Origin of the sequence: Enterococcus sp. 7F3_DIV0205, assembly GCF_002141365.2 — a bacterium.
Lineage (GTDB): Bacteria > Bacillota > Bacilli > Lactobacillales > Enterococcaceae > Enterococcus_L > Enterococcus_L palustris.
This window is the reverse complement of sequence record NZ_CP147244.1, coordinates 818,008-841,066: the sequence shown is the minus strand read 5'-3', so window position 1 is coordinate 841,066 and position 23,059 is coordinate 818,008. Positions and strand designations below refer to the sequence as shown.

The following is a 23,059-nucleotide window of genomic DNA, read 5'->3' as shown; positions in this document are numbered from 1 at the left end:
ATTGGTGCTGACAGGTTTTTAGAGTATAATATAAATGACGTTAAACTTGAAGGGAAGAGGAGAGTAAATAATGAATGTATTGATGATAGAAGATAATGAATCAGTTTCAGAAATGATGCAAATGTTTTTCTTAAATGAAGGATGGGAGGCTACTTTTAAATACGATGGTAAAGAAGGGCTGGATGCCTTTTTAGAAAATCCAGAAAAGTGGGATATGATCACACTAGATTTGAACTTACCAACGATGGATGGAATGGCTGTTTGCCGAGAAGTCCGAAAAGTGTCAAATACTGTTCCAATCATTATGTTAACAGCTAGAGATTCGGAAAGTGATCAAGTAATCGGATTAGAAATGGGCGCAGATGATTATGTGACGAAACCGTTTAGTCCACTAACTTTGATTGCCCGGATCAAAGCTTTGCACCGCCGCTCAGAGATTGGAGAACATGCTCCTGATGGTACAACTAGTTCGGATGATAAATTCGATGTGGAAACAGATCACTTCAAGATGAATACAAAAACTAGAGAGGCTTATTTAGACAATAAATTAATTGATGGTCTCACACCTAAAGAATTTGATTTACTTTATACTTTAGCTAAAAAGCCAAGACAGGTTTTTTCACGAGAACAATTACTTGAAATGGTTTGGGACTATCAATATTTTGGTGATGAGCGTACCGTAGATGCACATATTAAAAAATTGCGTCAAAAAATTGAAAAAGTGGGACCACAAGTGATTCAGACTGTTTGGGGTGTAGGGTATAAATTTGATGATTCTGGAGTAGCTTAGATGAAATATTTATATCAACAATTACTTGCTTTTTGGGGAGTGATCATTCTAATTATTTTGATCGTTGGAACTTCTTTTACCCAATTAACTAAAAAAACACTGCAGGATAATAATTATGAGCAACTTCGAGGGTATGCCATATCGGCATGGAAGACAAAGGATTCAATCACTCGACTTCCTGGAATGACTGATCAAGATATCTGGAATACATCATTCAGTTTATTTGAAGGTTTTTTAAGTAATCAGGATGTTCAATTTGTTTTTTATGACAGAAATATGCAAGTTCAATATCCTTTAAATACACAACACAAACTAGATAATTCCGTTATAAAAGAAAATTGGGACGCTTTGATGGAAGGCCAGCAAGAATACGCAACAATCAATAAAGACATCTATGGAAATAAAAACATGTCGTCTTATGTAATGATGCCAGTTAGTACGACGAATGCCCAGAATGAAAATATAATCATCGGTGCATTAGTTATTACCCAGCCAGCCAAAAACGTTTCTGATAGCGTAGATGCAATCACAGCAAATTTATTTAAGGGATTTATCATCTCGAGTATCGTAGGCTTGATTTTAAGTTATTTCTTTGCCAGCTTCCAAGTGAAGCGGATCAATCGCATGAGAAAGGCTACAAAAGAGATAACAAGCGGTAATTTTGATGTAAAACTGGTTACGCATGATAAAGATGAATTTGATGATCTAGCTGAAGACTTTAATAAAATGGCGGAGTCACTGAAAGAATCTAGAGAAGAGATCGATCGTCAGGAGGATCGTCGTCGTCAATTCATGGCAGATGCTTCTCATGAGATGAGAACACCGTTGACAACGATCAATGGTTTGCTGGAAGGATTGCAATATAACGCGATTCCAGAAGGGCAAAGAGAGAATGCGATTAAACTTATGCAAAATGAAACATCTCGTTTAATCAGGCTTGTAAATGAAAACTTAGATTACGAAAAAATCAGAACCAATCAAATCAGTATTGTAGTCAAGAAATTTAATGCAACTGAAACGCTGAAAGACATTCTTACTCAGTTAGAAGGAAAAGCAGAATCAGCCAATGACAAGCTTATATTAGAAGCTGATGAAGCAATTGATGTTTATGCTGACTATGATCGCTTTGTTCAAATTATGGTCAACATTATTCAAAACGCGATACAATTTACTCAGGATGGAGAGATTCGGGTCCATTTGCAAAAAGGATACCTAGAGACGATCATTACGATTTCTGATACGGGTATTGGGATGACAGAAGAGCAAGTCCAAAATATCTGGGATCGTTACTATAAGGTTGATCCGTCGAGGAAAAATACAAAATATGGTGAATCAGGATTAGGTCTATCAATCGTTCAGCAGTTGGTTCGCTTACACAAAGGGAAAATTAGTGTGGAAAGTCAGGAAAACAAAGGAACTAGTTTCACTATTTCATTCCCTGATGTCGAAATAGAAGATGGTGCATAAAAAATACCAGTTAAGCAGATTTTGCTCAACTGGTATTTTTTTATGCTATTTTGATGATTTTATCCATATATGGGCTTTCAGCAATTTGAATATCATTAGTCAAAACTAAAATGGCTTTCTGTTTTTCTTTTGCTATTTTTTGAAGTAAGGGCAATAATTCTTGTCTTTGACTAATGGATAGCTCTTGGAAAATATCGTCAATAATGATGATATCTTTTTTGATTAATAAGAGTTGAACTAATTGAAGTTTGACTAGTTCAAAGGCGCTTAATTCATCTTTAGACTTGTTTAAGATACTTGTGGTAAGTCCGACATAGTCAAAGAGCACATTAAGTATCTTCTTTTTCTCTTTTTCTTTGATCGAGGAACCAACAAATAGATTATCTCTGATTGAAAGGTAAGGTAAAAAGATATTTTCAGAGAGAATAAAACCAATGGCCATAGATTGTTTCATATCAAATGTTTTATCAATAAGGAAATAAAAATCGGCTTGAATACTGCTCTGATCTTCCAAAACAACCGTCATATGTTGTTGTTGGAATAGTTCTTGGAAGCTTTCTTCAGTCCAATTTTTTGCTAAAGGAAAATTCATTTACTCACATCCTAAATACGTTTTTCATTTTCTTTGAAAGAAAATAGGTTGATAACAAGGTAATTCCTGTCGTAATGGATAATAATAGAAGACAATTTTTTGAAAAAGCCTTGAAAATTGTTGAAGATGTTAAACTACTTATTCTCAGAGATACAAAATGTGTATCCCCAGCAGTATTGATTACTTGATTGGGAGTACTCTCAACAAGTACCTGGGAAGAGAATAACGGAATCCGCTTAATGCCCATGCCATTTGCAAGGAGTGGCCTAATATGGAGTAAAATATATTCATATGTATGCTGACAAATGATCAGAAATAAAGCCGTGATAATAACACCTGCTATTACGGGAATGATACTTTCTATAATAGATTGCTTGATAACGAAGCGATTTGAAAAACCCATAATCCTCCATTTTATCATGTCCTGATTTTTTATTTTTAATGCGATAAATACCATGGTTGTAATCAGTATTATCCAAATCAATAAGGTTGTGAAGTACATAGAAGAATACATTTGCATGATCTTTCGATAATTCATGTGGTACTCAGTATTGTGGATCATAGAACTCATTTGATCATAAAACGATTTTTCTATATCTCTAAGATTCATAATACTCGTTAATAAAAATAGAAAAAAAACTGAGCAAACACCAATACTAAATGAAATTTTTTTATGATAAGAAACGCTGGCAAAAGCGTAACGTAAGTTTTTCAAATATGTTCACCTCACTAATTCAAGTATAAAAGAAGAATATGAATTAATTATGAATAAGATATAAAAAAGCTTGAGTAATTTACTCAAGCTTTCATGATTATTTTGTGTTATTTTGCAGATTTTAGATAATCTTGATAAGACTCAGTATGGTATTTATCAACAGTTGAGGTATTATTATTTTTACTATAAACACTCGTTGATTTTTTACCTTTGTCATCTTCGATTTTTTCCAATTGTTTTAATTGATCCTTGTAATTATAATCATCTGGGTTTACTGGTGTTAAGCCACTATTTGTATAGAAGCGTAATAGGTCACCATTTGTTGTTTGGTCTGACATTTGAAGCTGTAAGTTCGCTTTATCTTTTAGTTCTTTGGCTTCTTGTTTTTCTTGTTCAGTAGGTTCTTCTAGCAAACGACCAGTTGCCGTTTCATAGATACTAGAACCTAACATAGTGTATTTAGGTGACACATAATTGCCATTTCTAAAAGCCACTAATTGTGAATTTTCTTTAGAGAATAAGTCTTGTCCCATTTGAATATAATTCTTTGTATCGATCCCCATTAAGTGTAATAAGGTAGGTAAAGCATCAATTTGACCACCATAAGTATGGTTGATACCGCCGTTTGTTTGACCCGGAACATGAATCATGTAAGGAACACGCTGCATTGTTGAGTTATCAAAGTCGTTCCAAGTTGATTTTGTTTTACCAAGTAATTCAGCTAAGTTATCATTTCTAGAAGTAGAAATACCATAATGATCGCCATATAGGACGATGACAGAGTTGTCATATAAACCACTAGTTTTTAGATAGTTAAAGAACTCTTCGACTGATTTATCAAGATAGTTTGCTGTAGCGAAATAGCCATTGATTGTTTCATCAGACGTTTGAGCAATCGGAAATCCAGCTTCATCATTTGTAAATTGAGAATATGGATAGTGATTTGAAACAGCAATAAATTTAGAATAAAAAGGTTGTTGTAGTCGTTCCAAATATTGTGCAGACTGTTGGAAAAATGGTTTGTCATGCAAGCCATATTGGAATGAATTATCTTCATTGACATCATAGTAGTTAGCATCAAAGAAGTAGTTATATCCTAAATGTTTGTAAGTCTCATTACGATTCCAGAAATTACCAGCATTTCCGTGAAAAACAGCACTCGTATAACCAGCTTCTTGACCTAAAATAGCAGGAGCTGCTTCAAAGGTATTTTTACCACCGACTTGAGTGAATAAAGAACCTTGATCTAATCCAAATAATGAATTTTCAAACATTGTTTCCGCATCACTTGTTTTTCCTTGTCCCACTTGGTGGAAGAAGTTATCAAAACTATACGTACTGTTGCTGTGATACAAGCTATTAATAAAAGGTGTAACGACGTGTTCAACGCCTTTTTCATCTTTTAATTTATAATCAATCAAAAATTGTTGGAAGCTTTCTAAGTGAATATAGATAACATTTTTTCCTTTAGCCATCCCGAAAGTATCAGGGTTTGGAGCTGCGTAGTGTCCTTTTACATAATCGGAAACAGCGTCCATATCATTTTCACTGGCTTCAGCTCGAACTTGGTTTGTTTGATAGGTTGTCACACCATCATAGACAGTAAACGCATTTAAACCTAAAAACTTAACGATATAATCACGGGAGAATTGGCGTCCTAATAATTGCGGGCGAGCTGTTTCAGCTAATGTTAAGTTTGCTACAAAAAATAAAGCAGATAACATGCTGATCGATACAGCAACACGAGCTCTAACGGGACGTTCATCCATCTTGATTTTTTTAGTCAGCAATAAAATACCAACAATAATAAAATCAATCCAATAAATCACATCATAGGGTCTAAATAGACGTAAGGCACTTTCACCAAGACCACTAGCAACTTTTCCAGCACCAAGCATAGTGTTAACAGTGATAAAGTCAGTAAATTCTCTATAATAAACAACATTTGAGAATAAAAGTAATGACATTAAGAAGTAAATCACCATCATGGTAATGTATGAAGCTTTCTTTCTCCTTACATACAGTGCAACTGCCAATAAGAAAAAGGTAGAGGCAATTGGATTGATGAAAAGAATGAAATATTCAAAAGCATTTTCAATTCGCAAATGAAAATCGACAGTATAAGCAAAAATATTTTTCAGCCAAATCAACACCGCAACTACCCCGAAAAGTCCTAATCGAGTGTCTAAAAACTTAGGCATATGCAGTTTTTTTATAATATTCAAAGTAAACGTATCCTTTCTAAAATCAAATCTAAAAGAAAGCAAATGAAAATAGTTCAAGTGCTTTTCATATACCCTTATAATTCTACTCTCTCTGCAAATCGATGTCAATTTAAATCAGGCTAGAACGAGTAAAAGTTAATAAAATTTTACTTTTCTTAAGATAATAGAACATTCATCTATAAATAAGAGCACTAACGACAGATGGCACATTATTTGATATACTAGCGAATGACGAGAAATCAAGCGGCTGAGTAGCGGCTTTAAGAAATTAAATTTGGATAAAGGATGTCGTTATATATGAATATAATAGTAACAAAAAAATCAGAAAAAAAATTCAAAGGAGGATATCCTCTCGTGCAGAAAGAGGATTTACTAAGCGTCCCTAATGATTTTTCGGATGAGTGGGTTACATTTGTTGACAGTAAAGGTCAATTTATTGCGACAGGCTATCTTGGTGAACAGAACAAGGGAATCGGTTGGTTAGTAAATTGGGATGGAAGGATAGATCCTTTCTTTTTAGAAAAATTATTTTCAGAAGCTAAAACGCATCGAGTTAAATATGAACAAGATGAATCAACATCCGCTTACCGCTTGTTTAATGGAGAAGGAGACGGACTTGGCGGGTTGATTATTGACCGTTATGATGATTTTGCTGTTTTTTCTTGGTATAATGCAACCTTATATCAAAAAAAGGACGAAATCGTTCAAGCCTTTAGAAATAGTGTTCCAGAAATCAAAGGTGCGTATGAAAAAATTCGTTTTTCTACAACTTCACTGCCGGAATCTCAAAAATTATTTGGTTCTGATGCGCCTGAACCACTTTTAGTTTGTGAAAATGGGGTAACCTATGCAACGTATTTAAATGATGGCTTAATGACCGGGATTTTTCTGGATCAAAAAGAAGTACGAGGCCGTTTAGTTGAAGGGCTTGCTGCGGGAAAAACTGTTTTGAACATGTTTAGTTATACTGGTGCTTTCTCAGTTGCGAGTGCGATGGGAGGATCTAGCACAACTACAAGTGTGGATTTAGCTAAACGAAGTTTGCCAAAGACAAAAGAACAATTTGAAGTCAATCATTTAGCAGTAGATGACCAAAAAATCATTGTAATGGATGTTTTTGAATATTTTAAATATGCTAACCGCAAGCAACTCAGCTACGACGTTATCATTCTTGATCCGCCAAGTTTTGCTAGGAATAAGAAAAAAGTTTTTTCAGTAGCAAAAAATTATGGAGACTTGGTAAAGGATTCCATTGATATCTTAAAGAAAGACGGTTTTTTGATTGCTTCCACAAATGCAGCCAACATTTCGTTGGAGAAATATAAAAAAATGATTATCCAAGCTTTGGAAGAAAAGCATGTACGTTATCAATTTAAAGAAACCTATCAATTACCTGATGATTTTAAAACAAATCAATACTTTGAAGAAGGTAACTATCTAAAAGTATTTTTTATTGAGATAAAAAAATAGCAAAAAAGTATAGTGATAAAACTCGGATAAATAGCGTGAAAAAATGAGTTTGGGACTGAATTCTATGTGAGTGGGGTATGACATAAAGAGTCATGTCCCACTCATTTTTTATCGAATTACTCAAGCTTATAAAGGGCTTTTATCAGAAGCAGATTTTATTGATAAAACATATTTTGAGCATAGGACACAATAAATTCTTTAAAACGCAATGCGGCAGGTGAAAGAAAATGATCCTTTTTTGTTGCTAAATAAATATAGCGGGGGAAAAAATTGTCTTCAAGGGAAATAGACTTGACGTTATAAGCTGAAATTGATGGGATTTTCGGCATTAATGCAATACCATAATCATGAGCAACAAAGCCTAACATGGTATGATCTTCTTCCACTTCACAAGCAATCTCAGGTGTGATGGCTACAGCGGCCAGCATTTTATCTAGGTAGGGACGCAGGCCACTTCTTTCATTGAAGTAAACAAAAGGATAATCACTCGTTTCTTTCAATGAAATACTGTCATAAATCGCTAAAGGATGATCAAAAGGAACAACCAAAACAATCTCTTGTTCTGTTAGAATCTCGTAATGGAGCTGTACATCTTCTTTTAATTTTGACGTAATTGCAATATCCACTTCTTCTTTTAAGAGCAAATCAGTCATATCAGAAGAATTTCCTTGAAATAAATTGAACCGAATCTGCTCGTTACCAGGGTAGGCAGAAAATTCTTTCATCAACTTGGGTGCTAATAAAGAACCTGCAGTGTAAATAAAACCAAAATCAATAAGTCCTTTCTCTGGGCTCACTAATTCTTTTAGTGCTCGTTCGCCTTTTGCTAATTCTTCTAGAGCCGTTGACACATATGTATAGAAAAATTTACCATATTTTGTTAGTTGAATATTTCGTCCTTTTTTTTCAAATAATTGAGCCTCTAATTCTTTTTCCAATTCAGACATGGAATGGCTTAAATTAGGTTGCGTTGTATTTAATAATTTTGCAGCATGCGTCATATGCTGGGTATCTGCCAACATTCTAAAAAATTCCAATTGTCGTAAATTCATGTGTAAAAACTCCTTGTCGTTCATTAATTTATAAGCACAGTTTATCAATAATCAAAGGAAGATGCACCAAAAAACATAAAATCGTTTCATTTCTAATGTATAAATTTTATTTATCAAAAGTATAAAAAACATTCATTGGAATTTATCAATATGTTGAATTAAAATAAGTTCATACCAATTGTGAAAAGAGTAACAATGGAAAATCTAGGTAGATTGAGTTTGTTTTAGCTTTGGTGTTACTAGTTACATGACCAGTTCTTCAGATATGAATGAGATAAAAGTGATGTAACAATTTCACTAAGAACTGACGAGGTTTACTATACTTTATTTGTTATCGAGCTGCACAAGTCAATCCTGAATCAAGTAGATAAATTGTGAATAATACACAAAAATTTCATTGTCAATTTATAAAGGATCGATAGAGTTGTGCTGCTTTTAAATCGAGGAGGCAATCATGAATAATTATCAAGCAATCTTTGAACCATTAACTGTGAAACGTATGACATTGAAAAATCGTGTCGTCATGCCGCCTATGGGGACTAATTTCGCCAATATGGATGGGACATTCAGTATGCAGCATGTTTCGTATTATGAACAACGTGCTAAGGGAGGAACAGGTCTAATTACCTTAGAAAATGTTTGCATTGATTACCCTATGGGGACCAATGGCGCCCGTCAATTAAGAATGGACAATGATCAATATATTTCGGGATTATGGCATTTTAACGAAAAAATGCATGCATATGGTGCGTGTACTTCTGTTCAAATCAATCATGCGGGGGCTTCAGCGTATGGTTTACGTTTAGAAGGAGAACAACCAGTTTCAGCTTCTAATATTCCATCAAAAAAAGGGAACCCTATACCGCGTCCATTAACAGAAGAGGAAATTTATGGCATTGTTGACCGTTATGCGGATGGCGCTTTAAGAGCGCAAAGAGCTGGATTTGATTGTGTAGAAATTCACGCAGGACATTCGTATCTTTTAAGTCAATTTTTATCTCCTTTATATAATAAACGAACAGATAAATTTGGCGGAAGTCCAGAAAATCGTGCTCGGCTGACTAAATTAGTGGTTGAGGCTGTTAGAAAAGCTGTGGGGCCGTTTTTCCCAATTTCTCTTCGTTTTAGTGCGGATGAATTATTAGAAGGTGGCAATACATTGGAAGATACGATTGAAATTTTGAGTTATTTTGCCGATGAAGTAGATATCTTAAATGTTTCTGCCGCATTGAATGACAGCTTACAATATCAAATCGATAAAATGAATTTGGAAGATGGTTGGCGTGCTTACATGTCAAAAGCAGTGAAAGAACGTTTTCCTGATAAAGTGACCGTAACTTCTGGGAATATTCGCAGTCCTAAAAGAGCAACTGAAATTCTCGAATCAGGAGATGCAGACTTACTGGCGATGGGCCGCGGCTTGATTGCTGAGCCTAACTGGGTCAACAAAGTTGCCAATGGACAAGAAGATCTGCTTAGAAAATGTATTTCGTGTAACATTGGTTGTGCAGATCACCGAATTGCTAAAGCTCGTCCAATGCGTTGTACAGTCAATCCAGATTTACATTATGAAGACGATTATAAGATGAAACCAATTTTACACCCGACGAAAATGGTTGTGATCGGTGGTGGGACAACAGGACTTGAAGCAGCAGCAACTGCAGCGGAAGTTGGCGTAAGTGTGGAGTTATTTGAACAAAAAGGTTATTTAGGCGGCTTAGGTCATGAAATTGCTCGTTTCCCAGATAAGAAAAGAATCGATGATTTTATTACCTACGAAATTAATCGCTGTAAAGAATTGGACAATTTAGCAATTCATTTAAATCATGCAGCATCATTAGCAGATATTGAAGCAATTGGACCAGATATCATCGTTAATGCGACTGGAGCAAAACCATTACTTCCACCAATCAATGGATTAAAAGAGCAACTAGAAAATCCAGATAGAAAAATCTTCTCTATTTTTGATATTTTAGAGGATATGTCAAAATTTCAAGAATTTGAAGGGAAAGAAGTCGTTGTAATCGGTGGAGGTGCTGTCGGTTTAGATGTTGTAGAATACTATGCAGAACGTGGTGCTAAAAAAGTGAGCATCGTGGAAATGCAAGGTGAAATCGGGAAAGATCTAGATTTAATTACAAAACTTGCAATGATGGAAATCGTCGAAAAATTCGATGTGGAAGTTCATGTAGAAACGAAATTAACAGAAGTTAGAGAAAATAGTTTCTTAGTTGAAAAAGATGGAGAAATGATTGAGTTACCGTTTGATTTAGGGTTCGTATGTCTTGGAATGCGTGCAGAAGCACCAATGATCCGTGAACTTGATAATTATGCTAGACGTAATGGTGCCGTTCTTTTAAATATGGGAGATAGCAAAGTGGCTAGAAGAATCATGGAAGGCACAAGAGAAGCACGAGATATTTTAAAAACGATTGAAGTTCTAGAAAATACTCGGACTCAAAAAATGTTATTTGAGCAAGCGAAAAGTCTTCAAGCAACATAAATTAAATAAAGTGAGGGAATTAATATGACAGAAAGAATTGATGGACACACATTATTAATCAGTTTAATTGCAACACCGATTCGCCACAGTTTATCACCAACAATGCACAATGAAGCATTTGCTAAATTAGGGTTGGATTATGCCTATATGGCGTTTGAAGTGGGAAATGAAGAGTTGAAAGATGCAGTTCAAGGAATTCGCGCGTTAGGAATTCGCGGCTCTAATGTATCTATGCCGAACAAACAAGCGATCATTCCTTTTTTAGATGAGCTTTCACCTGCTGCAAAATTAGTGGGTGCAGTCAATACTGTGACGAACAAAGATGGAAAAGGTCATTTAGTTGGGCATGTGACAGATGGTACTGGCGCGATGCGAGCATTGAAAGAAGAAGGCGTAAACGTCAAAGATCAAATCGTGACAATGACAGGTGCAGGTGGTGCAGGAACAGCCATTGCGATTCAAGCGGCATTAGATGGTGTCAAAGAATTGCGGATTTTCAATATCAATGACCAACACTACAAAAATGCTGAAGAAACAGTCAAAAAAATCAACGAAAATACAGAATGTACAGCAACGCTAACTGATTTATCGAATCAAGCAGCTTTTAAACAATCCATTGGTGAGAGTAGTATTTATATAGATGCTACAGGTGTAGGTATGAAACCTTTACAAGAGGAAAGTTTGATCAATGACCCAGAGGTTATCCGTCCAGATTTAGTCGTTTTTGATGTTGTGTATATTCCTAAAGAAACAAAACTGCTGAAATTTGCCCGCGAACATGGTGCAAAGAAAACGATTAATGGACTTGGCATGATGCTTTATCAAGGTGCAGAAGCATTTAAACACTTCACTGATGAAGATATGCCTGTCGACTATATCAAAGAGCTACTATTTAAAGACTAAAAAGAATCTTACTTACAGGAGAGAAATAAATGAAAAACAAGTATGTACCAACAGCGTTAGGGCTGTATATCAATTATATTGTTCATGGAATGGGCGTTTTGATCATTATGCAAAATAAAGACGCTTTAGCAGCACAATGGCATACCAACATAGAGGGAGTCTCAGGGGTTGTTGCAATGCTTGGAATTGGAAGACTAGTTGCAATTTTAATTTCAGGTTGGCTGTCTGATAAATTTGGCCGTAAACCATTTGTTTATCTTGGAATGCTGATTTATGCACTATTTTTTGTTGGAATTTTGTTTAGTCCAAGTGTCCCAGTTGCGATGGCATTCGGTGTGATTGCAGGAATTGCCAATTCTTGTCTTGATTCTGGAACATATCCAGCGCTAATGGAGTCATTTCCTAAGACAGCAGGTACAGCTAGTGTACTGATTAAAGCAGCTGTCCAGATCGGTCAATTTGCTTTGCCATTTCTAATTGCATTTTTGGCTAGTAGTGGTCTATGGTTTGGTTGGTCGTTTATTGTCTGTTTAGTTTTATTATGCGCTAATGGTCTGTTCTTATTAAAATTACCATTCCCAGACTCAGATAACAAAGCGGCAGAAAAAGAGGGTGTTGAAGTTGAAGCAGCGCCCGTTACAAAATTCAAAAGTAAACCTAAAATGCATATTGAAGGCGTTGCATTTGTGATTTACGGATTTATTTCTCAAGCAACGTTTTATTTGATTAGTCAATATATTGCCGTCTATGGACAAGAAGTCGCTTCTATGTCTGAAAATGCAGCCAAATTACTTGTTTCATATTATTCTACAGGGTCATTGGTTTGTGTGGGGGTAACGGCAGTTGTTGCCGCTAAAATTCGCCCAGTTAACCTAGTGTTGCCATATACTTTTGCTTCATTCTTGGCAATCACTGCGATGTGGTTATTCCCGACACCAATAGTCTTAACAATTGGAGCTGTCTTAGTCGGTTTTTTTGCAGCAGGTGGGGTTATGCAATTAGGATTAACTGTGATGGGAGAAATGTTCCCAGCTGGTAAAGGAACTATTACGGGTATCTTTTACACATTCGGAAGTATTGCTTCCTTTGCTATTCCTGTAGTTTCTGGTAAAATCGCTAGTAGTAATCCACACGGTATTATGTTATTAGATGCTATTATTGCAGGAATCGGTTTTGTTTTAGCCGTTATTATTTTTATTCGCTATCGTCAAACGATCGATACATCCAAATAAGGAGGATGCAAAAATGAATACAGTCACCGTTAAAAATGTAACTCTTGGAAGTGGGAGTCCTAAAATTATTGTTCCTTTGGTAGGAAAAAATGAAATAGAATTAATAGAAGAAGCCAAACACTTATTGACGATCGATTGTGATCTAGTGGAATGGCGTGTCGATTTTTTTGACCGAGTTGCTGATTTTCAAGCGGCTGCTGAGATGTCCAAAAAAATTGCAGCGATTCTAACAGATAAACCTGTTCTGTTCACTTTCCGTACGAAACAAGAAGGGGGCGAAATTCCGTTTTCAGATGAACAATATTTTGGATTATACAAAACTGTTATCGAAAATGGCGCAATTGATTTATTAGATGTGGAGTTGTTCATGGATGAAGAGCTTGTTCAACAAACTATTGAAGCCGCTCACGAAAAAGAAATCAAAATTGTGATGTGTAACCATGATTTCGATAAAACTCCTGCTAAAGAAGAAATCGTTTCTAGATTATGTAGTATGCAGAAGAAACATGCGGATATCTGTAAGATTGCTGTTATGCCGCAATGCTCAGATGATGTGTTGACACTTTTAGAAGCAACCAATGAAATGAAAAAAGTGCACGCAGATCGCCCAATTGTAACAATGTCAATGGGACAATTAGGTATGGTTAGCCGGATGTGTGGCGAAGTTTTTGGTTCAGCGATGACTTTTGGTGCAGCGAAAAAAGCTTCCGCACCTGGACAAGTACCTGTAAATGAACTACGTGAGATTCTTCAAACTCTGGCATTCTAAAAAATAGGCTAGTTAGAAATGAGTGGGAACTTGTTTCTAGCTAGTCTATTTTTCTTGCATCGATCCATTTCTTTGATAAACTGAACTGTGAGGTGAATTCAATTGGTTAAGAAAAAGAAAATACAAAAAACAAATGCAATGAGAATCGTTGAACAACATAAAATTGCTTATAAAGAATATGAATTTGAATGGAGTGAGGATCATTTAAGCGCAGAGAGTGTTGCTCAAAAGATAGGAATCGAAGATGGGAAAATTTTTAAAACCTTAGTAACCGTAGGAAATAAGACAGGTCCTGTTGTTGCTGTAATTCCAGGAGATAAAGAATTAGATTTAAAAAAATTAGCTAGTGCAAGCGGCAATAAAAAAGTTGATATGCTTCATTTGAAAGATTTAGAAGAAACAACAGGTTACATCAGGGGCGGTTGTTCTCCGATCGGAATGAAAAAACTATTTCCAACCTACATCGCAGAAGAGGCAAATAAGTTTGATAGTATTATTATTTCAGCAGGCAAAAGAGGGATGCAGATAGAATTGCCTCCCGTTTCGATTCTTAAAATAACAAAAGGCGAAATTGTAGATTTGACAATGTAAAAGCAAATTCTTTTGATATAAGGTTACTGATATTTTTGTAATGCTTGTCTAGCTAAAGTGTCAGCACCTTTATTTTGGCTTTCAGGTAGCCATTTTACCAATAATAAAGAAAAATGGCTTTCTAATTGCAGAAAGTCATGCAAGTATGGTTGAAATACGGGGTTTTTAGCATGATGTTTCTCGATTGTTTGGACAACGATTTTACTATCAGAATGAATCAACACAGTTTGATTGTTTAACTCTTTTTCAACGACTAGTTGCAATGCTTTAATAAAAACTTTAAATTCTGCTTCGTGATTGGAACACTCGCCCAGTGGCACATGGATTTGTTCGTGAAGTGAGTCTCCTACGAGAACGATACCACCGCCACTTGGACCAGGATTTCCTTTTGTTGCAGCGTCGACATATATTCGTAACATAAATATCTCCTTATTTTCTTTTCGTTCAAAGTTGAAGTATGTTACTATTATAACACACTGAATTTTTATTAAGGGGTCGCTACATGAAGAAAAAAGTCTATCATTGGCAACCAGAATTATCGACAGCGATAATTTATTGGTCTTGTACATTTGGCATTTTATTTTTTAGTTTGATATTGACATTGGAGCATACTCGTCCTTATTTGATTAGTAATATCGTTTTAGGCATTTTCTTTTTCTTTGCTTTATTAGGGTGTAATCGTTATTTTATGATTGACGATGAGTATTTAATCGTTCATGCATTATTACCAGTAAGACGAAAAAAAATAACATTATCTACTATCGAAATGATTCGGGTGGGGCCTAAATGCATTGAAATAAAATCTTCTGAATTTAAAGAAGGCTCGCAAATGTTTATTATGACCAAGAAAAATAAGACAGCATTTTTAGAGTCAATCAAGGAAAAACCATTGTTTACAGCAACAGTTATTGATGATCCTGACTTGACCATTAGTAAACATTATTAAAAAGAGAAGAGCTGAACGAAACGTCTATGTTTCGTTCAGCTCTTCTCTTTGTTACACAAAAACGCTAAATTTTTTATATTTTTTTCACATGTGCAGCTTGTAAACCACGTGTACCTTCCATTACTTCAAATTCGACAGCTTGATTTTCTTCCAAAGATTTAAAGCCATCTTCTTCAATTGCTGTGAAATGAACAAAGATTTCTTCGTCCTCATTGTAACCAATAAAGCCGTAACCTTTTCTATTATCGAACCACTTGACGAACCCTTTTTCCATTCAAATCACGCTCCTTTATTTTCTAAAGTCTAGCATCATTATAAAGTGAAAAAAGCACCCCGTCAATCTTTTGAAAAAAAGTTGATTTCCAGATAGAAAAGAGCTGAACGAAAGGCTATCTTAAAGAGCATTTTGGATAAGAATAAAGGAAGACTAAGTAAGGACGGAAATAGAAATACTTTAACGTGATGTCTACTGAGCATTTTTTGAGGGTGCGTATTTCTTAAAACGATCTTTCTAGGATTCATATTAAAGTCCACTATTGAAAAAAAATCGGCATTCTTGTGCGAGGGATCGTTATTTATAAATACAACTATTTAATCATCAAAAAACTAACTTCTTTCTTCCAGTCTGTAGCTTTTTGTTATATACTTTAAACTAAAGCTCGAGGAGGGATCAACATGAAGATTCGTTGTACTAGAAATACCGGATTTTATGGAATGGGTAGTCCAATCGAGATTAAAAAAGACGATGAAAAATGGTTTTATTTAAGTCAGAATCAAACCAAACAAGTTGAAGTTGAAGCAGCAGAATGTACAATCCAAGCCAAATTTTTCTTTTTAAAAAGTGTCCCTTTTAAAGTGATTGATCAGGGACATATAATTGATTTAGAAATTACGATGAATCCAACGTTGATTTTCGTTTATGTTATACTATTTGTTGGCATGTTTTTAATTCCTGTGCTGCATTTGAACGTAATAGAAATTTTATTACTATTAATAATCTATTTTATTTTTGTATTTTCCATGTTAAGTAAAGCATATGTGATCAAGGAGAAAAACTGATGGGTGATAGAGCAGAAGAGTTTTTAAGTAGTTTTAACCGTATCGAAAAGTGGTTTCGCGAGCAATTAAATAATCCTACAAATATGGGATTTAGTGAAATGGTTCGGAGACTATCAAGAAAAAAGGATAGCCACATCCCTTTGTTTCAGGATGATTTACTGCAAATGGCTCAATTGAGAAATGCAATCGTACATGAACAAATATCAACTGATTTCATCATTGCTGAACCGAATGAGTGGGCAGTCAATCGCATGCATGAAATTGAAGAAGCCTTGATCAGTCCTGAAAAGGTTCTACCACGTTTTGCTAAAAAAGTGACTGGATTTGACATAAATATTTCAATCAAAGAAATCCTATCCATTGTCGCTCGTAAGCAGTATTCACAATTTCCAATTTATCATAATGGCGTATTTAAAGGTTTGATTACAGTCAGAGGTTTGGGTATTTGGTTAGCTGTAGAAAGTTCTAAAGGTGATATTCAGTTAGAAGGAAGACGGGCTTCTGAGCTTTTGGTAAGTAATTATAAAGGCAGTAACTTCCAGTTCGTAAGTAAAGAGACCACGGTGTTTCAAGTGGAGGAAATGTTTGCAACACAAGTTAGACTAGAAGCGATATTGATTACAAAAGATGGCGATCCAAATGGCAGTTTGCTTGGGATTATCCGTCCGAGAGATTTATATAATAATTTAGAGAAGGAATGAACGCCGTTGTTAGCAGTCTATTTAATAATCAGTGCCGTTTTGATCAGTTTAGATCAATGGGTGAAATATTTAACAGTAACAAATATCCAATTGGGAGAAACGAAAGAGTTTATTCCTGGATTCTTATCGTTTACGTATCTTCGTAATACGGGAGCGGCTTGGAGCCTGTTAGAAGGGAAAATGTGGTTCTTCTATATCGTTACGGTAATTGTGGTAGCCGTGGTTCTGTATATTTTAGTTAAAAATATTAATGGAAGTAAATGGTTTACAGTCGGTTTGAGTTTAGTCTTAGCTGGAGCAATTGGCAATTTTATCGATCGCTTGCGTCTAGGGTATGTTGTTGATATGTTCCAAACAGAATTTATTAACTTTCCTATATTCAATGTTGCTGACTCAGTGTTAGTAATTGGTGTAGTTTGTATTTTTATTTATTTGATTTTAGACGAAAAAGCAGCGAAGGATGGAAAAAATGGACCAAATTAATGTAAAGATAAAACAAGAAAAAGGACGGATCGATAAAGTTTTAAGTGATTTATTAAAAGATCATTCTCGTTCACAAATTCAGCAATGGTTAAAAGACCAAAATATCACAGTGAACGGTGAAATTACTCGCCCCAATTATAAAGTTAAAGAAAATGATGAAATCAGTATCAATGTGCCAGAACCAGAAGAACTCGATGTTTTGGCTGAAGATATTCCAATCGAAATCGTTTATGAAGACGATGATGTATTGGTCGTTAATAAACCCCAAGGGATGGTCGTTCATCCATCTGCTGGACATCAACATGGAACATTAGTAAATGCTTTGTTGTACCATATTAAAGATTTGTCTTCGATCAATGGGATTATTCGTCCAGGAATTGTGCACCGTATCGACAAAGATACCTCAGGCTTGTTAATGGTTGCCAAAAATGACAAAGCGCATATTGCATTAGCAGAACAATTAAAAGATAAAACTTCGCTCAGAAAGTACGTTGCCTTAGTCCATGGTGAAATCTCACATGATAAAGGTGAAATCAATGCACCCATTGGACGGTCTAAAAATGATCGTAAGATGCAAGCCGTGATCGAAGGCGGAAAACCAGCTGTCACACACTTTGAAGTCTTAGAACGATTTGAAGGATATACTTTGGTTCAATTACAATTGGAGACGGGACGTACTCATCAGATTCGTGTCCATATGAAATATATTGGATTTCCAGTTGCAGGCGATCCACTTTACGGACCAAGAAAAACGTTAAAAGGCAATGGTCAGTTTTTACATGCCGAAGTACTGGGCTTTAAACATCCTACAACTGGTCAAATGATGGTCTTTGAAGCACCGTTACCTGATCTTTTTGAAAAAACTTTAGACCAATTAAGAAATAATGATTGATTTATTTCAAAAGAAAAGGTACACTGTTCTAGAAAGAAAATTAAATAAGTAATCCTTTAAGAGTAGTCCCGTGAGGCTAAGAAGGAAACATGCAGAACAATATCTAGGTGCGCCTGGAAAAAATCTGTGTGAACTGAATGGTATCTTTGTATAGATAAAAGATAAATTCAATCCTCCTATCCGAACACGGGTGGGAGGATTTTTTGTTTGCTGCGAGTTGCTGTGAATCACGAAGAACAAAGTGATTCGATGATGAACAGTACTTGGCGAATGAAGTGAGCGAAGCTACTACCCAAAAAACTCAACTACTTAAAATTGGAAAAGTCACACTATCACATGAAAAAGAGCAAGCGTTCCGCCTTAAACGCTGAAACAGGAAGCTCATAAGGCAAACGAAAAACATTTTTTAGGAGGAGCAAAAAAATGCAAGGAAAAGAAGTCGTTGATGCAGTAACAATGAAACGTGCGCTTACTAGAATCACTTATGAAATTATCGAAAGAAATAAAGGAATTCAAGATATCGTTTTAGTAGGTATCAAAACGCGTGGTATTTACATTGCTCAAAGAATCGCTGAACGATTAAATCAATTGGAACACATTGAGGTTCCAGTCGGTGAACTAGACATCACTTTGTACCGCGATGATATGGACGGACAATCAATGAAAGAACGTTCATTAGAAGAACCTGAACTTCATTCATCCAATATTCCAGTTTCATTGGAAGGTAAAGAAGTGATCTTGATTGATGATGTGTTATTTACAGGACGAACGATTCGAGCAGCAATGGATGCTGTGATGGATTTAGGACGACCAAGAAAGATCTCATTAGCAGTTTTAGTCGATAGAGGACACAGAGAACTTCCGATCCGAGCGGATTATGTTGGGAAAAATATCCCTACTTCCATGGCAGAAGAAATCATTGTTGAAGTGGAAGAAAAAGATGGTGCAGATCGGATTTTGATTGCTAGCACTAAAGAATAAACAAATACAATAGCAAAGATAGGATAGGTTGAGATGACAGAAAAAGAATTTCGCAATGAAGAAGCAGTTTTAGATATTCACGATAAACCAAAGGCGGCACATTGGATCGGTTTAAGTTTACAGCATTTATTCACAATGTTTGGCGCAACAGTGTTAGTTCCGATTTTAGTAGGAATCGATCCAGGAATTGCCTTAGTTAGTTCGGGACTTGGAACAATCGTCTATTTATTCGTAACGAAAGGGAAAATTCCAGCATATCTAGGAAGTAGTTTTGCCTTTATCGCTGCTATGCAGATGTTGATGAAAAGTGACGGCTACCCAGCAATCGCACAAGGTGCCATAACGACAGGACTGGTTTACTTGATTGTTTCCATCATCATCAGTAAAATCGGTTCGGATTGGTTAGATAAAATTTTACCGCCGATCGTAGTAGGACCTGTGGTGATGGTAATTGGATTAGGATTGGCTTCTAACGCGGCAAATAATGCCATGTTCAACAATGGAGAATACGATTTCAAATTCATTACAGTTGCACTTATTACACTTGGATTAACCATTTTTTATAACATGTTTTTCAAAGGTTTTCTAGGCTTGATTCCAATTTTGTTGGGCATCGTCAGTGGATATTTAGTTGCATTGTTATTCGGTATCGTCGATATTGAACCAATCAAAAATGCGGCTTGGTTTGCTATGCCGAATTTTGAAATTCCTTTTGTTCAATATCAGCCGAAGCTACATCTAAATGCAATTACAACGATGGCGCCAATCGCATTTGTCACAATGACAGAACATATCGGACACTTGATGGTTTTAAATAAATTAACGAAACGAAACTTCTTCCAAGACCCAGGTTTATCCAAAACATTAATGGGTGATGGTGCTGCGCAAATCGTAGCAGGTTTGGTCGGTGGGCCTCCTGTCACAAGTTATGGTGAAAACATCGGAGTTTTAGCCATTACACGAGTACACAGTGTATTCGTGATTGCAGGTGCCGCGGTCTTTGCTGTAGGGCTTGGGTTTGTAGGGAAATTAAGTGCAATTATTTTGAGTATACCTGGCCCAGTTATCTCTGGTATCAGCTTTGTCTTATTCGGAGTAATTGCAGCAAGTGGATTGAAAATATTGATTGATAATCAAATCAATTTTGATAAGAAAAAGAATTTATTGATTGCATCAGTGATCTTAGTTATCGGTATCGGTGGTTTAGTCTTTAAACTTGATACCTTTGAATTATCATCAATGGCACTCGCGACAGTCTTAGGAATTATTCTAAACTTGATTTTACCTGAAACAGCACGTAGTGAAGAGAAGTCTAACTAGTGAAACGGAACGTTGTTACTATCGTTATCTAGCTTTAAGAGCTAGTCTCAAGGAAAAAAGATAGATTATAAATGAGGTCAAGAGCACCTCAGTCATATTTTTCTGTACGAGCTCTTACAGCTTTTAAAACAAGGAGGAATGAATGCATGATCATCACATCTGAACGTATCAGTTTAAAACATCTTTTAACAGTAGAAGTATTGAGTGATCAAGAAGTTATGGGCTTGATCCATCGTGCACAAGAATTTAAACAAGGAGCCACTTGGCAGCCTGAAAAAAAACAATACTTTGCAACAAACTTATTCTTTGAAAATAGCACACGAACGCATAAGAGCTTTGATGTTGCTGAGAAAAAGTTAGGAATCGAAGTGATTGAGTTTGAAGAAAGTATGAGCTCAGTGAAAAAAGGTGAGACACTTTATGATACAGTGCTGACAATGTCGGCAATCGGAGTTGATGTGGCAGTTATTCGTCATGGAGAAGAAAATTATTATGATGAACTGATCCAAAGTAAAACGATCCAATGTTCCATTATTAACGGTGGAGACGGCAGTGGACAACATCCTACTCAGTGCTTGTTGGATTTGATGACTATATACGAGGAATTTAAACACTTTGAGGGGTTGAAAATAGCAATTGTTGGAGATATCACGCATTCTAGAGTTGCAAAATCAAATATGCAAATGCTAAAACGGCTTGGTGCAACGATTTTTTTCTCAGGACCAGAAGAATGGTACGACAAACAATTTGAAGCTTATGGGCATTACATGCCTTTAGATGAAGTAGTTGAAACGGTAGACGTGATAATGTTGCTTAGAGTTCAGCATGAACGGCATGATGGGTCAGAACTATTTTCAAAAGAAGAATATCATCAGGAATATGGTTTGACTGTTGAGCGGGCTAAACGACTTCAAAAACATGCTGTCATCATGCATCCAGCCCCTGTCAATCGTGATGTGGAACTGGCGGATTCTCTAGTCGAAGGGATTCAATCCAGAATCATTCAACAGATGAGCAATGGTGTTTATATGAGGATGGCAATTTTAGAAGCAGTATTACATGGAAAGGCATAGGTGAACAAAATGAAAACACTTATCAAAAATGGAAAAATCATTAAAAAAGATAATCAATTAATTCCAGCTGAAATTTGGATCGAAGATGGTAAAATCAGAGCAATTGGTGAAATGTTTGATGAAACGACTTTTGAAAAAGTATACGATGCAAAAGGCCAGCTGATCACACCGGGATTAGTAGATGTTCATGTTCATTTAAGAGAACCTGGATTTACGTATAAAGAAACGATTGAAACAGGGAGTAAATCTGCTGCTAGAGGCGGATATACAACAGTATGTGCTATGCCTAACTTGAATCCAGTTCCAGATACTGCCGAAAAATTAAAAGAAGTTTACGAGATCATTAAAAAAAATGCTGTGGTAAAAGTACTACAATATGCACCGATTACAGAAGAATTGCGCAGCGAAACGTTAACAGATCAGAAAGCGTTAAAAGAAGTTGGCGCTTTCGCGTTCACAAATGACGGTGTAGGGGTACAAACGGCTGGAACAATGTATCTTGCGATGAAAGAAGCAGCTTCGCTTGGTATGGCGATTGTGGCTCATACAGAAGATGAGTCACTGCTTTTTGGCGGAGTGATGCACGAAGGGGAAATTTCTAAAAAATTAGGACTACCAGGGATTTTAAATTCGACAGAAGCCTCACAAATTGCTCGAGATGTCGTTTTAGCTGGTGAAACTGGTGTTCACTATCATGTTTGCCACGTTTCAACGAAAGAAAGTGTTCGGGTGATTCGTGATGCAAAACGGGCGGGCATTCATGTAACGGCAGAAGTTGCTCCCCACCACTTGATTTTGATTGATGAGGATATTCCGGAAGATAATGGTTTTTGGAAAATGAATCCCCCGCTTAGAGCAACAACTGATCGTGATGCACTGATTGAAGGATTACTTGATGGTACGATTGATTGTATAGCAACCGATCATGCACCACATGGCTTAGAAGAAAAAGATCAAACATTCTTAAAAGCGCCCTTTGGTATCGTGGGAAGTGAAACTGCATTCCAGCTGATTTATACAAATTTTGTTGAAACAGGTAAATTTACTTTGGAGCAAGTCATCGATTGGATGGCTACAAAACCAGCTGAAATTTTTGGAATAGAAGCCGGCACTCTTACAATTGGAGCGCCAGCTGATATAGCAGTTTTTGACTTAGAGTTGGAAGAAGCTATTGATGATAAAGACTTTGAGTCGATGGGTGTAAATACACCATTTGTCGGCTGGAAAGTTAAAGGAAATACATTAATGACTTTTGTTGATGGGCAATCAGCGTGGTCTAAGGGAGATGCATAAAT

General features: G+C 36.0%; 23 protein-coding genes. 17 read left to right on the top strand and 6 right to left on the bottom strand.

Going from position 1 to position 23,059, the window contains the following annotated elements; genetic code table 11:
- Window positions 1-70: 70 nt before the first annotated feature.
- Both A5821_RS03905 and A5821_RS03900 read left to right on the top strand, forming a co-directional pair.
- Window positions 71-790 carry a response regulator transcription factor gene (locus tag A5821_RS03905; RefSeq protein ID WP_086313264.1) on the top strand — a complete coding sequence of 240 codons (720 nt, stop codon included), beginning with the start codon at window positions 71-73 and terminating at the stop codon, window positions 788-790.
- Window positions 791-2,257, top strand: coding sequence for a sensor histidine kinase (locus A5821_RS03900; protein ID WP_086313262.1), 1,467 nt, complete (start codon window positions 791-793; stop codon window positions 2,255-2,257).
- A gap of 40 nt (window positions 2,258-2,297) precedes the next feature.
- On the opposite strand, the gene A5821_RS03895 is transcribed toward A5821_RS03900, so the two are convergent.
- From A5821_RS03895 to A5821_RS03885, 3 genes are all read right to left on the bottom strand, one after another.
- On the bottom strand, window positions 2,298-2,849 hold the full coding sequence (locus A5821_RS03895; protein WP_086313260.1) for a hypothetical protein: 552 nt from the start codon (window positions 2,847-2,849) through the stop codon (window positions 2,298-2,300).
- Window positions 2,850-2,853: 4 nt separating this feature from the next.
- On the bottom strand, window positions 2,854-3,564 hold the full coding sequence (locus A5821_RS03890) for a hypothetical protein (RefSeq protein WP_086313259.1): 711 nt from the start codon (window positions 3,562-3,564) through the stop codon (window positions 2,854-2,856).
- Between the two features lie 107 nt (window positions 3,565-3,671).
- Entirely contained in the window at window positions 3,672-5,765 is a 2,094-nt protein-coding gene (locus A5821_RS03885) for an LTA synthase family protein (RefSeq protein ID WP_086314303.1), read from the bottom strand.
- Between the two features lie 321 nt (window positions 5,766-6,086).
- Between A5821_RS03885 and A5821_RS03880 the strand changes: the two genes are divergently transcribed.
- Window positions 6,087-7,259: a class I SAM-dependent rRNA methyltransferase gene (locus A5821_RS03880; RefSeq protein ID WP_086313257.1), complete on the top strand. Its 1,173-nt coding sequence runs from the start codon at window positions 6,087-6,089 to the stop codon at window positions 7,257-7,259.
- Window positions 7,260-7,414: 155 nt separating this feature from the next.
- Here A5821_RS03880 and A5821_RS03875 read toward each other — a convergent pair whose 3' ends face one another.
- A complete protein-coding gene (locus tag A5821_RS03875; RefSeq protein WP_086313256.1) occupies window positions 7,415-8,311 on the bottom strand; it encodes a LysR family transcriptional regulator in 897 nt (298 codons plus the stop codon).
- A gap of 454 nt (window positions 8,312-8,765) precedes the next feature.
- Between A5821_RS03875 and A5821_RS03870 the strand changes: the two genes are divergently transcribed.
- From A5821_RS03870 to ybaK, 5 genes are all read left to right on the top strand, one after another.
- The gene (locus A5821_RS03870; protein ID WP_086313254.1) at window positions 8,766-10,814 is read left to right on the top strand and encodes an FAD-dependent oxidoreductase; all 2,049 of its coding nucleotides are present in this window, start codon (window positions 8,766-8,768) and stop codon (window positions 10,812-10,814) included.
- Between the two features lie 24 nt (window positions 10,815-10,838).
- Window positions 10,839-11,717 carry a shikimate dehydrogenase gene (locus A5821_RS03865; protein WP_086313252.1) on the top strand — a complete coding sequence of 293 codons (879 nt, stop codon included), beginning with the start codon at window positions 10,839-10,841 and terminating at the stop codon, window positions 11,715-11,717.
- A 29-nt stretch (window positions 11,718-11,746) separates the two neighbouring features.
- Window positions 11,747-12,949 carry an MFS transporter gene (locus tag A5821_RS03860; protein ID WP_086313250.1) on the top strand — a complete coding sequence of 401 codons (1,203 nt, stop codon included), beginning with the start codon at window positions 11,747-11,749 and terminating at the stop codon, window positions 12,947-12,949.
- 13 nt (window positions 12,950-12,962) lie between these two features.
- A complete protein-coding gene (gene aroD / locus A5821_RS03855) occupies window positions 12,963-13,718 on the top strand; it encodes a type I 3-dehydroquinate dehydratase (RefSeq protein WP_086313248.1) in 756 nt (251 codons plus the stop codon).
- Between the two features lie 138 nt (window positions 13,719-13,856).
- A complete protein-coding gene (gene ybaK / locus A5821_RS03850; RefSeq protein WP_170922999.1) occupies window positions 13,857-14,309 on the top strand; it encodes a Cys-tRNA(Pro) deacylase in 453 nt (150 codons plus the stop codon).
- A gap of 23 nt (window positions 14,310-14,332) precedes the next feature.
- Here ybaK and A5821_RS03845 read toward each other — a convergent pair whose 3' ends face one another.
- The gene (locus A5821_RS03845; RefSeq protein WP_086313245.1) at window positions 14,333-14,728 is read right to left on the bottom strand and encodes a ribonuclease HI family protein; all 396 of its coding nucleotides are present in this window, start codon (window positions 14,726-14,728) and stop codon (window positions 14,333-14,335) included.
- An 83-nt stretch (window positions 14,729-14,811) separates the two neighbouring features.
- Between A5821_RS03845 and A5821_RS03840 the strand changes: the two genes are divergently transcribed.
- Entirely contained in the window at window positions 14,812-15,255 is a 444-nt protein-coding gene (locus tag A5821_RS03840) for an EbsA family protein (RefSeq protein WP_086313243.1), read from the top strand.
- A gap of 73 nt (window positions 15,256-15,328) precedes the next feature.
- Here the strand turns inward: A5821_RS03840 and A5821_RS03835 are convergent, their stop codons facing one another.
- Window positions 15,329-15,529: a cold-shock protein gene (locus A5821_RS03835; RefSeq protein WP_025869040.1), complete on the bottom strand. Its 201-nt coding sequence runs from the start codon at window positions 15,527-15,529 to the stop codon at window positions 15,329-15,331.
- Between the two features lie 401 nt (window positions 15,530-15,930).
- Here A5821_RS03835 and A5821_RS03830 point away from each other — a divergent pair, with 401 nt between their 5' ends.
- The 8 genes from A5821_RS03830 to A5821_RS03795 all read left to right on the top strand — a co-directional run bounded on the left by A5821_RS03830 (window position 15,931) and on the right by A5821_RS03795 (window position 23,057).
- Entirely contained in the window at window positions 15,931-16,314 is a 384-nt protein-coding gene (locus A5821_RS03830) for a hypothetical protein (protein WP_086313242.1), read from the top strand.
- Window positions 16,314-17,015, top strand: a complete 702-nt coding sequence (locus A5821_RS03825; protein ID WP_086313240.1) for a CBS domain-containing protein — start codon at window positions 16,314-16,316, stop codon at window positions 17,013-17,015. Before A5821_RS03830 ends, A5821_RS03825 begins: the two co-directional genes overlap by 1 nt.
- A 6-nt stretch (window positions 17,016-17,021) precedes the next feature.
- Window positions 17,022-17,498, top strand: a complete 477-nt coding sequence (lspA, locus tag A5821_RS03820; RefSeq protein ID WP_086313238.1) for a signal peptidase II — start codon at window positions 17,022-17,024, stop codon at window positions 17,496-17,498.
- Window positions 17,485-18,390 (top strand): RluA family pseudouridine synthase, encoded by a 906-nt coding sequence (locus A5821_RS03815; RefSeq protein WP_086313236.1) that lies wholly within the window; start codon window positions 17,485-17,487, stop codon window positions 18,388-18,390. The genes lspA and A5821_RS03815 overlap by 14 nt, the downstream gene beginning before the upstream one ends.
- A 423-nt stretch (window positions 18,391-18,813) precedes the next feature.
- The gene (pyrR, locus tag A5821_RS03810; RefSeq protein ID WP_086313234.1) at window positions 18,814-19,371 is read left to right on the top strand and encodes a bifunctional pyr operon transcriptional regulator/uracil phosphoribosyltransferase PyrR; all 558 of its coding nucleotides are present in this window, start codon (window positions 18,814-18,816) and stop codon (window positions 19,369-19,371) included.
- Between the two features lie 33 nt (window positions 19,372-19,404).
- The gene (locus A5821_RS03805; protein WP_086313233.1) at window positions 19,405-20,691 is read left to right on the top strand and encodes a solute carrier family 23 protein; all 1,287 of its coding nucleotides are present in this window, start codon (window positions 19,405-19,407) and stop codon (window positions 20,689-20,691) included.
- A 146-nt stretch (window positions 20,692-20,837) separates the two neighbouring features.
- Entirely contained in the window at window positions 20,838-21,764 is a 927-nt protein-coding gene (locus A5821_RS03800) for an aspartate carbamoyltransferase catalytic subunit (protein WP_086313232.1), read from the top strand.
- Window positions 21,765-21,773: 9 nt separating this feature from the next.
- The gene (locus A5821_RS03795) at window positions 21,774-23,057 is read left to right on the top strand and encodes a dihydroorotase (RefSeq protein WP_086313230.1); all 1,284 of its coding nucleotides are present in this window, start codon (window positions 21,774-21,776) and stop codon (window positions 23,055-23,057) included.
- Window positions 23,058-23,059 lie beyond the last annotated feature (2 nt).